A 15,551-nucleotide genomic window follows, 5' to 3' on the forward strand; every position below is an offset into this window, starting at 1 on the left:
TATAGGTTTAATGTTTTGTATTGGTCGTTAAACGAAGGTAGTAGATTTTTTTACAAAGCCAAATGCAATTAAGTTGAGTTTTTTTAAGTCATTTAGGAAACAAATACTCTACAATAACTTTGGCAGCAGCTTCACTGCCTTTTTTAGAAGGATGGAACCCATCGGCACTATAATAATCGTAATTGTTTGTCGCGCTAAAATGTTTTTTCCAAACTTCGCCAACGGGACAAAGTATAGCATTATTGATTTTGGCAGGATAACGGTGATTGTTAATAACAGCATCAAAGCGTTCGGGATGATTTATGGGTGGCCACACCATAAAATAAACGAGTTTAGATTGACTGTTTTTACATAGTTCACGATACTTTTTACCATAATCTACCAGTAATTCTTTGCCGTTTTGTTGCGACGATGGACCTTGTTGAATAATTACAAAATCGTAATTTTTACTGGCTATTAGTTTTTGCACTTCACCTTCGTCCCAGTGATCTGAAATCGCATAATTGAGTTTGGCAACCATTTTTGTTTTCACCCTAACACCGTGTTTTTTGGCTTGCTTTTTTACTAATTGCGGTAAATTATTGGAATAGGTTAAGCTATTGCCAATAAACAGAATTTGGAATTCGGTATGTTTTGACTGACTTTCTAAACTGCAGAATAGACTCGTGCATATAAAAAACCTTATGATATGCTTAAAGAAAACCATCTGCCTAATTTCCTGTGGACTTGTTTTTAAAGGCGTCAAATTCACTTTCTGTTTCAACTTTCGGGAAGCTATTGTTGGTAGCGTCAACATCGGCAAACTCAAAGTTAGGGTCAAGATTAACTTCGGCAACTTCCTTTTCTTTTATAAAGGTCTGCTTTACCTCGTATTCGTTTCTGCGCCAAATTTGAGCCGGTAGTTTATCGATTTCTTTAGAGCCATCGGTATAAATCCACTCAATAGTTACCGGCATTATCAAACCGCCTTTATTTTTAATGTGCACTTCGTAAATATTTTTTCCCAACACTTGCTTTCTGATTTCGGCCTCATCAAGTCGCGATAAAAACTGACCGTAAGCGGCATCTGGTGTGCTGGTCATATTTATAACTTCGGGACCGTTGGAAAAATCTTTGGCTTTTGCACTAGGGTTTTCGCCTTCAATTTTAAATTGCGATTTTTTGTTTTGGTCTTCAATATTCGTGTTTTCCTCAAAAACCTTAAACCATTTTACATCGGCCAATTCCATGTCCACGTTGTCGGTGGTAAAAAACCAACCTCTAAAAAACCAGTCTAAATCGGTTGCGGTGGCATCTTCAAGCGTTCTGAATAAATCGGCTGGATTGGGGTGTTTGTATTTCCAACGGTTGGCATATTCCTTAAAAGCTTGGTCGAATAGCTCTTTGCCAATAATGGAGTTGCGCAGCATTTGTAAACCAACGGTGGGCTTGAGGTAGAAATTGGCTCCAAACTGACTCATTAATTCGTTATCGGAGGTCGTCATTATAGGGCGCAAAATATTTTTATCGCCACTCATAAACGGCACGATGCTTTTTGGTGTTGTGCTGTTAAAATTTGGGTAGCGTTCGGCAACGGTGCGCTGATGCAAAAAGGTGTTTAAACCTTCGTCCATCCACATCCATTTACGCTCGTCTGAACTTACAATCATCGGGAACCAATTATGCCCCACTTCATGAATAATGGTGCCTATCATACCTTGTTTGGCGGCATCGCTCATTTTACCGTTTATGGCACGACCGCCATTAAAACTAATCATGGGGAATTCTATGCCAATATTTGAGGTGTTTACCGAAATGCACACCGGATATGGGTAGTCAAAGGTGGCTTCAGAATAAACTTCTAAAGCATGTTTAATGGCTTTTGTAGATTCTTCTTGCCATACAGGCAAACCTTCTTTAGGGTAAAAGGACATGGCCATAACTGTGTTGCTTGGTAACTTTACAGCCTGAGCATCCCATAAAAATTTACGAGACGAGGCAAAGGCAAAATCCCTGACGTTTGTGGCGTTAAATTTCCAGGTTTTTAGTTTTTTTGATTTTGTTTTTTCGTTGGCCTCGGCTTCTTCTTTGGTAATAATCATAACGGGTTTATCAAACGATTTACGAGCTGCTTCCATTCTGTTTCGCTGCGTTTTCGATAAAACATGGTCGCTGTTTTGAAGGCTTCCGGTTGCAGCTACAATGTGGTCTTCCGGCACCGAAATTTCAACCTCATAATCGCCAAATTCGAGTGCAAATTCTCCTAATTTTTGAAACTGCTGATTTTGCCAACCTTCAGTATCGTTATACACTGCCATTCGTGGAAACCAATGTGCAATTAAATAAACCGTGTTGTCGTCTTCAGGAAAATATTCGTAACCTTCTCGGGATAATAAATACATGCTTCGATCGGTTATGGGGTAGGACCAAGCTATTGAAAAAGTCATGGAAGTACCAGATTTTAGAGGGGTTTCAAGCAACACTTTCATCATCGTATTATTAACAAGTGATTTTATGGCACGCCCATTTTGGTCTTTAATATATTTAATGGAATAGCCCGCAGGAAAATCGATAGCTCTGGTAAGAAATTGCATTTGTCTGGCGTTCATGCCGTCTTTAATGCTGTTGTTTATACTGCCAAAATCTTCATTCCCTTTTTTGTTCACGTTTTGCTCCAATTGAATCCATAAATAGCTTAAATCGTGGGGAGAGTTGTTGTAATACGTAATGGTTTCTTCGCCAGAAAGTGTGTTGTTAGCCTCATCTAAAACGGCCTTGATCTTATAATCTGCACGCTGTTGCCAATACGCTTTTCCGGGAGCGCCACTGGCGGTACGATAGGTATTTGGTGGTGTAATCAAATTATCAATCGGTTCAAATTTACCTTGCCATTTTTGAGTTTGGGCTTGAATTGATAAACATAAAACAAATGAAAATAGGTAAATTAGAAAACGGTGCATAATATTGATTTAGAATTAATTATAATAGGAAAGCAATATAGTAATTTTTAAGACTTACAGCCGGTTTTATGACTGGATTTGAACAAAAAAACAAATGGATTTTGTTGTTAAATCTTAACAGGTTCAGTACCTTTGCAGGCCAAAATAATAAAGATGACTAAGAAAAAAGACGTGACTTTTGATGTGTTGATTGAAATACCAAAAGGGAGTAGAAATAAATACGAATACGATTTTACATTAAATAAAATACGATTTGACCGTACCTTGTTTTCATCCATGATGTATCCAGGCGATTACGGCTTTATTCCAGAAACATTGGCTTTGGATCAAGATCCGCTTGATGTTTTGGTTTTAGGGATAGAACCAACGTACCCAATGGTTGTTATGGAGGTAAAACCCATTGGTGTTTTCCATATGGCGGACGAAAAAGGACCCGATGAAAAAATTATTTGCGTACCGGTTTCAGACCCGATTTGGAGCAAGAACAAAGATTTAAGCGATTTGAACCCGCACAGAATAAAGGAAATCGAGCACTTTTTTCAGGTTTATAAAGATTTAGAAGAAAAGAAAGTAGATGTTGGTGGTTGGGGCGATGCCGAAAAAGCCATAGACATTTATCATAAGTGTGTACAGCGTTACGAAGAAAGTGAGCACAAGAAAAAAAGAACCTTTACAATATAGTATCGTTATTTTATGACGGCACAAAAAAACAAACCATCTTAATATTTAAGGTGGTTTTTTTTATCACTTATATTTTCCTATTTTTAGCCCCGTTAAAAAATATTAACCAAATAAACTAACTAAATAAATATGGAATTAATAGTAGATTTTTTACCCGTTTTTGGTGTTTTGGCACTAGTCTTTGTATTAATTAAAAGTGGCTGGGTTTCAAAACAAGAAGTGGGAGATGCTAATATGGCTAGAATTGCAAAAAACATTGCAGAAGGTGCCATGGCATTCTTAAAAGCTGAATACAAGGTTTTGGCAATTTTTGTTGTTGCAGTAGCAGTATTATTATTCTTCAAAGGTAATAGTGAAGAAGGTTCAAACTGGATGGTGGCCGTATCATTTATAGTTGGTGCTATTTGTTCAGCATTGGCTGGATTTATAGGAATGAAAGTAGCAACCAAAGCCAATGTAAGAACAACGCAAGCGGCAAGAACATCATTAGGAAGAGCCTTAGAAGTAGCTTTTGCAGGAGGTTCGGTAATGGGCTTAGGTGTTGTAGGCTTGGGTATTTTAGGATTAAGTGGCTTATTTATGTTATATCAAAACATGTGGCCTGGAGCCGATAATATTCCCATGGTACTCAATGTGCTTTCTGGGTTTTCTTTAGGCGCATCTTCTATTGCTTTATTTGCTCGTGTTGGTGGCGGGATTTATACCAAAGCGGCCGATGTTGGTGCAGATTTAGTTGGTAAAGTAGAAGCTGGTATTCCGGAAGATCACCCTTTAAACCCTGCAACTATCGCGGATAATGTTGGAGATAACGTTGGAGATGTTGCTGGAATGGGAGCCGATTTATTTGAATCGTATGTAGGGTCTATTATTGGTACCATGGTATTGGGAGCGATTATTATAACACCTAATTTTGACGGTTTAGGAGCAGTATATTTACCATTGGTTCTTGGAGCCATAGGAATTATAATGTCTATTATAGGAACCTTTTTCGTAAAAGTTAAAGATGGTGGAAATCCACAAACTGCATTGAATATTGGTGAATTTGGTTCAGCGGGATTAATGGCTGTTGCAACTTACTTTTTAATACAAGAATTTATTCCTGAAACGTTTAGCCTAAATGGTGTGGAGTATACATCTTTGGGTGTTTTTACTGCTGTAATTGCTGGTTTAATTGCTGGTTTAGCGGTTGGGAAAATCACTGAATACTATACCGCTACAGGTAAAAAACCTGTTATGTCTATTGTTAAGCAATCTGAAACAGGATCGGCTACAAATATTATTGCTGGTTTAGGTGTTGGTATGATGAGTACAGCAATTCCTATTATTTTAATAGCTGGAGCTATTATTGTATCTCACCATTTTGCTGGGTTATACGGTATCGCAATTGCGGCTGTAGGAATGTTAGCAAACACAGGAATTCAATTAGCGGTTGATGCTTACGGACCCATTTGTGATAATGCCGGTGGTATTGCTGAAATGGCAGAATTACCAAGTGAAGTACGTGAGCGTACCGATAAATTGGATGCTGTTGGTAATACAACGGCAGCTGTTGGTAAAGGATTCGCCATTGCTTCGGCAGCCTTAACAGCGTTGGCATTATTTGCGGCGTTTATGCAAACGGCAGGGGTTACGGCTATTGATGTGTCGCAACCTAAAATCATGGCTGGATTATTAGTTGGTGGTATGTTGCCATTTGTGTTTTCAGCTCTATCAATGAATGCCGTTGGTCGAGCAGCTATGGCTATGATTGAAGAGGTTCGTCGTCAGTTTAGAGACATTCCTGAGCTTAAAGCAGCTTTAGGTATTATGAGAAAATACGATTCAGACATGTCGAAAGCTACAGAAGCTGATCGTGCTGTTTTTGATGCGGCCGATGGTGTTGCAGATTACGGGAAATGTATCGATATTTCAACAAAAGCATCGATTAAAGAAATGGTGTTACCAGGTTTATTGGCTATTGCTGTTCCTGTAGCTGTTGGATTTATTGGAGGCGCAGAAATGTTAGGAGGTCTTCTTGCCGGTGTAACGACTTGTGGTGTGCTTATGGCAATTTTCCAATCGAATGCTGGAGGTGCTTGGGATAACGCTAAGAAAACCATTGAAGAAGAAGGTCGTAAAGGTACAGAGGCTCACAAAGCTGCTGTTGTTGGTGATACGGTTGGAGATCCGTTTAAAGATACATCGGGTCCTTCACTAAACATCCTTTTAAAATTAATGTCTGTTGTCGCTTTGGTTATCGCGCCTAGTATCGCCATAACTACCGATGGTGTTGCAGCCTATTCCGAAGAAAAAGAGGCTACGGAATTAGTGGCTCAAAATATTTCGAAAGAGATTAAAGTAGAAATGAATGAAGTTGAAGAAGGTGTTTTTAAAGCGGTTGTTACGACTACTGTAAATGAAAACGGAGAGAAATCTACGAACTATGAAACGTTTGAAGGTACAGAAGCAGAAGTAAAACAAGCCGTTTCAAATTTGAAGAAAGCAGATAACAGTTAAAAGTCATATCATTTATTATAACAAAAAAACCACATCAGTTGATGTGGTTTTTTTGTATTTTCATTTCAAATTATAAAGCCCATGTTTAGCAAAGATCCGCTTCAAATTATAGCTTTTCAAACATACGGAACATCCAATCACCTATATTTAAGAGGCAGAGCTCTTGAAGATGAAAATATTAATTTAGAAGGTAAAGGTGTTTTAAAATTACTTTTTAACGCTTTGAAACGTTTTGAAACCGATGAAATAAAACACACAGAACTCATCATTAAAATGGGCGATGATAAGTTCTTTTACACAAAAACCGATAAACACGGTTACTTTCTTTTGGATGAAAAAGCTGAAAGCATCACCAATTATGCAAATGAAGAAGGTTGGGTTAAATTTGAATTTTCTTTTCGGGAAGAACTTTTAAAGCGACGTATTCAATCTAACAACAAATTTCCGGGCGAGATGCTTATACCCTCAAAAGGCGCATCATTTGCTGTTATTAGCGATATAGACGACACCATACTGCATACAGGGTTAACCTCTATTTTAAAATGGCGGGTTATTATAAATACTTTTTTTACTTCCGCAGGAAAACGATTGCCCTTAAAAGGTGCACCGGAATTCTATCATGAATTGCACCGCGGTAAATCCGGGAACGATTCAAATCCCATATTTTATGTAAGCCACAGTCCGTGGAATTTATATCGGTACATAAAGTACTTTTTAAAAAAGAACAACTTTCCAAAAGGCCCCATTATTTTAAGAAATTTTCCCAGTCCGTTTTCAAAAAAGCCCAAAGATGAAAAACCACAAAAACAAAAGGAGATTATAAATCTTTTAAAAACCTATCCTCATCTCAAATTTATTTTAATAGGCGATAGCGGCGAACACGACCCAGATATTTATCTTGAAATAGCCGAAACCTATCCAGACAGAATTTTAGCCATTTATCTGCGTAGCGTTAACCATAAAAAGAAAATGCTTAGGGTTTCGGGGCTATATAAAAGTTATAAAACAACACCAGCGTTATTGGTAGAAAGCAGTAAACAAGCCACCGAACACGCTAAAAAACATGGGTTTATAAAAGCCTAAAAAAGCCCATTAATTTCAGCTTCCACTTTATTGATAATGTTTCCTAAATCTTCGGGGTTCGATACAAAATCTAAATGATCAACATCAATAATTAACAAATTGCCTTTGTCGTATTTTGATATCCAAGCTTCGTAGCGTTCGTTTAATCGGCTTAAATAATCAATGCTTATCGAGTTTTCGTAATCCCGACCACGTTTGTGGATTTGATCCACTAAATTAGAAATAGAACTGCGCAAATAAATAAGTAAATCAGGCCCTTGCACAAACGATTCCATAAGTTCGAAAAGCGACGAGTAATTTTCAAAATCACGATTCGTCATTAAACCCATAGCATGCAAATTGGGTGCAAAAATATGCGCATCTTCGTAAATGGTACGGTCTTGAATAATGTCTTTTCCGCTTTCGCGAATTTGAGCCACTTGACGAAATCTGCTGTTTAAAAAATACACCTGCAAGTTAAAGCTCCAACGTTCCATTTGATTGTAAAAGTCGTCTAAATACGGATTGTCCACAACGTCTTCAAGCTGCGCTTCCCATTTATAATGTTTTGCCAATAATTTTGTGAGCGTTGTTTTTCCCGCGCCAATGTTTCCTGCAATTGCAACGTGCATAATTTAATCTTTTATTAGTTGGTATTCATGAAGAAATTCATTGTCGTAAAGATACAAGCTTCCTCGGTTTAGTAAAAACTGATTTATTAACAATTTTGGTGTTTTTATGGGGGCAATAACCTGACTGTTTTTTGGTAGATAATGCAGGTTTTTGTCGCTCGATTGAAGCACAATGTTGTCAAAATTTAAAACCATAGCGGTATAGTTTTTATTTTCAATTTTGTAAATAAGACTACCGTAAGCATCATATTTATATAAGTACTTTTTTGTAAGTAACCAGCAATGGTTATAACTGCTTACAAGCTGAATTACAGAAGACTCAACCGGAATGGATTTTGCATAAACCTCGCCGGTTTTATAGTTATAAAGCTCCAATTGTTGCAAATCCTGATTGAAAATCCAAAGTTTGCTACCAAAACCTGTAGAAACATGCGATACATTTTTATACGGTTTTACAGTGTTGAAATCGATTTTATCCATTTCGGATAACCGATTATCCAAAATTACAACTGTATTAAAGCTTTTGTAAAAGAGTTTAATTTTTAAAGGGCTAAAAGCATCAACCGATGTGAGGTCGCCCAATTGTACGTTGCTATAATTATAGATAATGGCGTCTTTGTGCTTTCTAAACAAAGTGTTATTGTCAACGTATTTAATAACTTCGTAATCACTGAATTTATCGACGGAAACTATCGTTTCTGCTTTGAGTTCAATTTTTTTAACGAACGTTGTTTCAATCGATTTTTGCGGAAACGCAATGGCCGAAATAAAAAAGAAAAGAAAAGCAGTTAATTTCATAGTATTTGGAAAAATACAAAAATCAAACCACTTTCAGCAAATTAGTTTATATCCAAATCCGCGAACATTTAAAATTTGAATATTGGTGTCTTTATTTAGCTTTTTACGAAGCTTGGAAATAAAAACATCCATACTTCGTGCCGAGAAAAAATCATCATTTCCCCAAAGTTTATTTAGAATGACTGACCGATTTAAAACCGCATTTTTATTTTTAATTAAATGAAATAATAGATGCGCTTCGCGATGTGTTAATTGCACCGATTCTTCGTCCTTAAATTGAAGCAATTGTTTGGGGAAATTAAACGAATAATGGCCAACAGTTAATAATTCCGTTGTTTTTTGAAGCTTGGTTCTTTGCAATAAATTATTAATTCTAACAATTAATTCTTCTATACTAAACGGCTTTTTTAAATAGTCGTTTCCGCCAATGGTAAAGCCTTCCACCACATCTTGGGTTTGCGATTTAGCGGTTAAAAAAATAATGGGGATAGTGTCATCAACGGTTCTAATATCTTTGGCTAATGTGAATCCATCTTTTTTTGGCATCATCACATCCAAAACCAACAACTCCGGACTTTCGTTTTTATAAACTTCGAAAGCCTTTTCGCCATTTTCACAGAGCAGCACATTAAAGTTTCGGGTTTCTAAACTTTCTTTAATGATTTGCCCTAAAGCTGGCTCATCTTCTGCTAAAAGTATGGTTGTGGGCTTAGTCATTTGGGAAAGTTATTTTAAAAGTGGTTTGGTTGTTTTCTAAATGTAAATTAATGCTGCCACCGTGTTTTTCCGCAATTTTTTTGGCGTAATACAAGCCAATGCCAAAGCCTTTTACATCGTGGGTGTTGCCTTTTGGCACGCGATAAAACTTCTCGAAAATCTTATCTTTATTTGCTTTTGTTAACGCATTTCCATCATCTGAAATTGATACCGTAAACGCAGTGTTGTCTTGAGATAAATGAATGTTAATCGTGTTCCCGCCATATTTTATAGCATTGTCTAAAATATTATTTATGGCATTTTCAAAATGAAACCCGTCAATATTTGCAATTATTTTATTTGAAATTGTTTTAAAATGGATTGATTTTTCGGTTTGAATTTTATGTTTTTCAACTATAGTCTGTAAGATATCTGCAATGTTGAAACTGTCTTTTTCAAGCGTTAAACTGTCGCTGTCCAAAGTTGCGGTTTCTAGTAATTTTTCAACCATTATATTGAGTTTGGATAGTTGGTTGTCAGACATGTCCAAATAGGTTTTTGTCCTCTCTTTATCATCAATAACATTAAAATTTTTAATGCTTTCAATAGCCACACCAATAGTGGCAATTGGGGTTTTAAACTCGTGGGTTATATTGCTGATTAAATCGTTTTTTACTTCGGCCAACTGCTTTTGGTTTTTAATGATTTTTAAAAGATACAGTAAACAGCTAATAACGGCCAATACAAGAATTGTGGAAATTAATATACTAAGTGCACTTCTTTTTAATATGATTTTTGTGGCATTCGGATAAGCAATTTCCAAACTTTCATTTTGTTTTAAAAAGGTGGATTTAGATTTTGTTTTTAAATAATCGGGGTTTTCAATTGCAGTATTAAAGGAGCTAAATACACTATCGTTTTTAAAGTGTGTTAAGGCAAAATCGATGTTTAACTGTTTTCTTTCAAACTCATTTTTTATAATGGGATTTAGCTTTTTAAAATCTAAAGTATCGTTTTGGATGGATATAAAAATAGAGGTAATGCCTTTTACAAGTTTTAAGCTATCGGCGGCTTTTTTGCCTTTTATAACTTTTATTTGTTTGATATGATTTTCACTTTTCGAAAAAGTAAAACCGCTATCGGAACCGTTTATTTGTGTAAAACCCGCAATTTCTTTATCTAGGTTGCCTTTATAATCCTCCTGTATTTTTCTAAAAATTGAATCGTTTTGTAAACGATTTAATTGGTTTTTAAAATTCAAGCTATCGGTTTCAATGTCTATAAAAGTCATTTGGTTAGCTTCGGCAAGATCGGCGTAATAGGTGTCTAAAGCATTGTCAAAACCAACCTGAACTTGATTTATAAAGTTCTGTTTGTTCTGTAAATAATTTTTGTAATTCCAATAGTATTGCACCGCTATGGTTAACAAAATTGTGGTTACAATTAAATATAAAATCCATTTATATTTCTTCTCGTTCATAGTTCAAAAGTAAGGGTTAAACCGATACAAAACCAATGGCTTAACACACGTTAACACTCGTTAACTATAAAAAGTGAATTTAGTTTTCATATTTGTAATTCATCAATCAAAAAACGAACAGTAATCAATTTTATTAAAAAAAGTACAATATGAAAACAATTATTAAACTCATTATTGTGGCATTGTCTTTAGTAGTATCCAAAGGAAATGCACAAGATTTTCAGGGTGTGGCTACGTACAAATCGCACAGAAAAGTAGACTTAAAAATGGACGACGAGAATACTAATGCTGAAATGCAAAAACAAATTCAAGAACAATTGCGAAAACAATTTCAGCAAGAATACACATTAACGTTTAATAAAAACGAATCGATTTATAAACGAAATGAAAAACTGGAAACACCATCGCTGGTAAATTCAGGGATTCAAATTAAAATTTCCCAGGGATCCGATGTCATGTATAAAAATGTAAAAGAAAACAGATATACCAATAAAACAGAAATTTATGGAAAGCTTTTTTTGATAAAAGACACCTTAACCAACCGAAAATGGGAATTGGTAAACGACACCAAAAACATTGGTGATTATACATGTTTTAAGGCTGTTTTTAAAGACAGTTACACAACCAAAACATTGACCAATGAAGGTGAAACCAAAGAAGTAACAAAAGACCGAACCACCACCGTTTGGTACACACCACAAATTCCGGTTAACAATGGGCCAGATGATTTTTATGGATTGCCAGGATTGATTTTAGAGGTTAACGATGGCGATTTAACCTTGGTTTGCACCAAGATTGTTATCAACCCGAAAACACCTGTAAAAATTGAAGAACCCACAAAAGGCAAAGAAGTAACCCAAGCCAAGTTTGATGAAATTATGGACAAGAAATCCAAAGAAATGATGGAGCAATTTCGATCTCGTAGAGGAAGCGATGATGGCGAAAGAGTAATCATTAGAGTTGGTGGGTAAATAAATTGATGCCTATATTAAACCAACGTCATTTTTAAAAGTCTTATAGATAATATTTAATACCTAACCAAAAGACTTTATAAAAATGAAAATCACTGAATTTTTTAAATATGCTATTTTTAGTTTAACCCTGTTAGTTGGCGTTTGCTCTTTTGCGCAAAACGATTTTCAAGGGAAAGCTTATTACATATCGAAAACCTCTATCGATATGGATAATTTTGGTCGACCCGGAATGAGCGAAGAGCAAAAAAAGCGAATAGCAGAGCGGATGAAAAGCATGTTTGAAAAAACATACGTACTAACCTTTAATAAAACAGAATCCATTTACAAAGAAGAAGAAAAATTGGAAGCTCCCGGTCAAGGTCAAGGTGGCCGATTTAGAGGAATGATGTCTAGTTTTACAGGTGGCGATCAATATAAAAACATTAAAGACAAAGTGTTTTTGCAAGATCAAGAATTATTCGGAAAACAGTTTTTAATTAAAGATTCTTTGTCCCAAATAAATTGGGTAATGGGTAGCGAAACCAAACAAATAGGACAGTATATGTGTTTTAAAGCAACGGCAACCATTGCTGATTCCAGTTTCGATTTTACAAGATTTAGAAGACCACCGGAAAACAGAACCAATGCGCAAGATTCAACGCAAACAAAAGCGCCTAAAACCAATGATTCCGAGAAATTAATCCAGGTTGAAGCTTGGTATACGCTTCAAATTCCAATCAACCAAGGTCCAGGTGAATATTGGGGATTGCCCGGTTTAATTTTGGAAGTAAACGCAGGAAGAACAACTGTTTTATGTTCAAAAATCGTGATGAATCCCAATGATAAGGATGCCATTAAAAAACCTTCAAAAGGAAAAGAAGTGACCAAGTTGGAATATCAGGAAATTTTAGAAAAGAAAATGAAGGAATTGCGCGAAAACTTTAGAGGAAGAGGTCGAGGTGGAAGAAGAGGGTAACACCATCAAATTAACCAATCAAAAAAAACACTTAATGAAACTAAAAATAACCACGCTATTTATTTTAATAGCGAGCACAGCTTTTGCTCAGATAAAACTACAGGGCGTTGTAAAAGACAGTATTGGTAATCCGCTAGAATTGGCAAATGTTGTAGCCATAAATCAGGAAACCCAAGCTTTGGAATCTTATGGTATTACCAATGATGACGGACGCTATAAATTAAATTTAGAAAAAAACTCGACATATAGTTTACAGGTAAGTTACATAGGTATGAAGGCTTTTAAAGAAACCATTTCGACTAAAGAAGTGGATTTGGTAAAAAATGTTTCCATGGTGCCAGACAATGCTTTGGATGCCGTTGAACTGACATACGAAATGCCGGTAACGGTAAAAGGCGATACTTTAATTTACAATGCCGATTCGTTTAAAACGGGTACCGAACGAAAACTTGAAGATGTTTTGGAAAAATTACCAGGTGTAGAAATCAATGATGATGGGCAAGTTGAAGTAGAGGGTAAAGTGGTGAACAAACTTATGGTTAACGGAAAGGATTTTTTTGATGGCGACACTAAATTGGCCACCAAAAATATCCCGTCAAATGCGGTGGATAAAGTGCAGGTGTTGCGAAATTATTCCGAGGTTGGTCAGTTAAGAAACGTAACGAACAATCAAGATAATGTTGCTTTAAATATCAAACTTAAAGAGGGAAAAGAAAATTTTTGGTTTGGTAATATTACAGCTGGTGGAGGTAATTCGCCAGACGAAGAGCTCTATTTAGCCCAACCCAAACTGTTTTACTACAGCCCTCAATTTAGTCTTAATTTTATTGGCGATTTAAATAACACCGGAGATTTGGCATTAACACGTCGCGACCTTCGTGGATTTGGAGGTGGGTTTCGAGCACCGAGCAGAGGCAGCGGAACAAGCATTAATTTGGGCGATAATAGTCTTAATTTTTTAACAAGCCAAAACAATGCGCTCGAAATCGAAAACAAATTAGCGGCTTCAAACTTTAGTTATTCACCTAAAAAGACGCTCGATTTAAGTGGTTTTGCGATATACAACAGCAGCCGGATTTTATCGAAAGAAACAAGTTTTGTACAATATACCGATGCCGATTTGGGAATCCCTGACGAAGCCACCGAACAAAGTAGTAACGAACGTTCCAATCAAGGTTTAGCGAAGTTCAGCGCATCTTACAAACCCAATTTAAACAACCAATTGGATTATGATATTTTGGCGCGTTTCTCAAAAGATGAACAAATTCAAAACCTATTTTCTTCGGTCGTTGGCAACACCAATCAGTTGGATGAGGTTACGCCATTCAGCATAAATCAAAACCTGAATTATTATTACACGCTTGACGACACAAATATTTTTGCTTTTGAAGCGCAGCATTTAATAAAAAACGAAGACCCGTTTTACAATGCATTATTAGTAAACGACCCCAATAATAACGATGAAACAGACCCCAACGATAGAGATGCTTTTGATACAACGGCACAAGCTATGGGTTTTAATACTACTTTAAATAATTATGATTTAGCCCAAGACAGACGCATAAAATCCAATCAGCTTGATGCCAAACTGGATTATTACAATATTCTGAATGCAAAAAGCAATATCAACTTTACATTGGGTACTATTTTAAGCCGACAGGAATTCAACTCCAATATTTTTCAATTTTTAGACGATAATTCTCAATTTGAACCCACACCAACCTTCAACAATGGTCGTGCCGCAAACGACACCGATTACAATTTTACTGATGTGTATTTGGGCGTTCATTACACTTTAAAAACCGGTAAGTTTACCATAACTCCTGGGTTTTCCGTGCATGCGTACGGCAATAAAAACACCCAATTTGGTGAAACCTTTAAAAACAACTTTTTAAAATTGTTGCCAGATTTCGAAACCCGAGTTCAATTTAAAAAGAGCGAAAGTTTAACGCTGCGCTATACCATGCAAAATCAATTTACCGATGTTACGCGATTGGCACAAGGCTTGGTGTTTAACAATTACAACAGCATTCAGTTTGGCGAGCCCGATTTGCAAAATGCCCTATCACACAATGTAAGCTTATTTTACAGCAGCTTTAACATGTTTAATTATACCAATGTTTTTGGCCGACTATCCTATTCAAAAAATATCGATCAGATTAGAGGGCTAACCGATTTTGAAAACGTGATTAGAACAAGTACCTTTTTCAATTCTAATTTTGCCGACGAAAGTGTATCGGCAAACGGACGCGTACAGCGCACCTTTGGCAAAATACGAGCCAGTTTATCAGCCAATTTCAACTACAGTAAAATCAATCAGTTTGTACAAGGCAGGCAATCGTTAAGCGAAAGGTTTACCCAAAGTTACCGCCCCGAATTGCGCACCAATTTTAGAGAAGCACCAAACCTAAGGTTTAGGTATCGTTACAGCGTTTCCAACAATAATTTGGGCACGAGCACCACCAAGTTTATTACCAAGGCGCCATCGGTAGATTTTGATGCCTACATCTGGAAATCGGTTACCTTCCGCACCGCATACACTTATACCAATCAAAATAGCGGTACCCAGCCATCGCAAACCTTTAAAACCTGGGATGCGTCCTTGGCTTACCGAAAGAATAATGATGCCAAATGGGAATACGAAATTAAGGCCACAAACCTTTTGGATATCGATTCGCGCGTGCAAAACAGTGCCAGCAACCTTGCCGTTTATAATTCCGAAACCTTTATACAACCGCGCTTTATAACATTGCGGGTGCGTTACGAGTTGTAATGCTGTTATTAAGTTTTTGAGAAATATCGTTATGTTTATTTGGGCGTTACCACAAGGGTCGGGCT

General features: G+C 36.4%; 12 protein-coding genes. 6 read left to right on the plus strand and 6 right to left on the minus strand.

Translation table 11 applies throughout. The features are described from left to right. Positions 1-88 precede the first annotated feature (88 nt). On the minus strand, positions 89-745 hold the full coding sequence (locus tag RNZ46_RS09245) for an SGNH/GDSL hydrolase family protein (protein ID WP_316981924.1): 657 nt from the start codon (positions 743-745) through the stop codon (positions 89-91). After that, the gene (locus RNZ46_RS09250; RefSeq protein WP_316981925.1) at positions 711-2,939 is read right to left on the minus strand and encodes a M1 family metallopeptidase; all 2,229 of its coding nucleotides are present in this window, start codon (positions 2,937-2,939) and stop codon (positions 711-713) included. The genes RNZ46_RS09245 and RNZ46_RS09250 overlap by 35 nt, the downstream gene beginning before the upstream one ends. Before the next feature lie 153 nt (positions 2,940-3,092). On the opposite strand from RNZ46_RS09250, the gene RNZ46_RS09255 reads away from it, so the two are divergent. The 3 genes from RNZ46_RS09255 to RNZ46_RS09265 all read left to right on the plus strand — a co-directional run bounded on the left by RNZ46_RS09255 (position 3,093) and on the right by RNZ46_RS09265 (position 7,199). Continuing rightward, complete coding sequence (locus RNZ46_RS09255) at positions 3,093-3,620, plus strand: inorganic diphosphatase (protein WP_316981926.1); 528 nt, start codon at positions 3,093-3,095, stop codon at positions 3,618-3,620. A gap of 129 nt (positions 3,621-3,749) precedes the next feature. Beyond that, a complete protein-coding gene (locus RNZ46_RS09260; protein ID WP_316981927.1) occupies positions 3,750-6,116 on the plus strand; it encodes a sodium-translocating pyrophosphatase in 2,367 nt (788 codons plus the stop codon). Between the two features lie 81 nt (positions 6,117-6,197). Next, positions 6,198-7,199 carry an App1 family protein phosphatidate phosphatase gene (locus RNZ46_RS09265; RefSeq protein WP_316981928.1) on the plus strand — a complete coding sequence of 334 codons (1,002 nt, stop codon included), beginning with the start codon at positions 6,198-6,200 and terminating at the stop codon, positions 7,197-7,199. Here the strand turns inward: RNZ46_RS09265 and RNZ46_RS09270 are convergent. From RNZ46_RS09270 to RNZ46_RS09285, 4 genes are read right to left on the minus strand one after another with little or no spacing between them, the layout of a single operon-like run. Next, entirely contained in the window at positions 7,196-7,810 is a 615-nt protein-coding gene (locus RNZ46_RS09270; RefSeq protein WP_316981929.1) for a deoxynucleoside kinase, read from the minus strand. The genes RNZ46_RS09265 and RNZ46_RS09270 overlap by 4 nt on opposite strands. A gap of 3 nt (positions 7,811-7,813) precedes the next feature. Beyond that, positions 7,814-8,608, minus strand: coding sequence for a hypothetical protein (locus RNZ46_RS09275; RefSeq protein ID WP_316981930.1), 795 nt, complete (start codon positions 8,606-8,608; stop codon positions 7,814-7,816). A gap of 33 nt (positions 8,609-8,641) precedes the next feature. After that, positions 8,642-9,325: a response regulator transcription factor gene (locus RNZ46_RS09280; RefSeq protein ID WP_316981931.1), complete on the minus strand. Its 684-nt coding sequence runs from the start codon at positions 9,323-9,325 to the stop codon at positions 8,642-8,644. Continuing rightward, positions 9,318-10,784 carry a sensor histidine kinase gene (locus RNZ46_RS09285; protein WP_316981932.1) on the minus strand — a complete coding sequence of 489 codons (1,467 nt, stop codon included), beginning with the start codon at positions 10,782-10,784 and terminating at the stop codon, positions 9,318-9,320. Before RNZ46_RS09285 ends, RNZ46_RS09280 begins: the two co-directional genes overlap by 8 nt. A 149-nt stretch (positions 10,785-10,933) precedes the next feature. On the opposite strand from RNZ46_RS09285, the gene RNZ46_RS09290 reads away from it, so the two are divergent. The 3 genes from RNZ46_RS09290 (at position 10,934) to RNZ46_RS09300 (ending at position 15,486) form a co-directional block, all read left to right on the plus strand. Next, entirely contained in the window at positions 10,934-11,755 is an 822-nt protein-coding gene (locus tag RNZ46_RS09290; RefSeq protein WP_316981933.1) for a GLPGLI family protein, read from the plus strand. An 85-nt stretch (positions 11,756-11,840) separates the two neighbouring features. Then, on the plus strand, positions 11,841-12,713 hold the full coding sequence (locus tag RNZ46_RS09295; protein WP_316981934.1) for a GLPGLI family protein: 873 nt from the start codon (positions 11,841-11,843) through the stop codon (positions 12,711-12,713). Between the two features lie 34 nt (positions 12,714-12,747). Next, positions 12,748-15,486, plus strand: a complete 2,739-nt coding sequence (locus RNZ46_RS09300) for a TonB-dependent receptor (RefSeq protein WP_316981935.1) — start codon at positions 12,748-12,750, stop codon at positions 15,484-15,486. Positions 15,487-15,551: the final 65 nt, after the last annotated feature.

The organism is Hwangdonia lutea (assembly GCF_032814565.1).
Taxonomy (GTDB): domain Bacteria; phylum Bacteroidota; class Bacteroidia; order Flavobacteriales; family Flavobacteriaceae; genus Hwangdonia; species Hwangdonia lutea.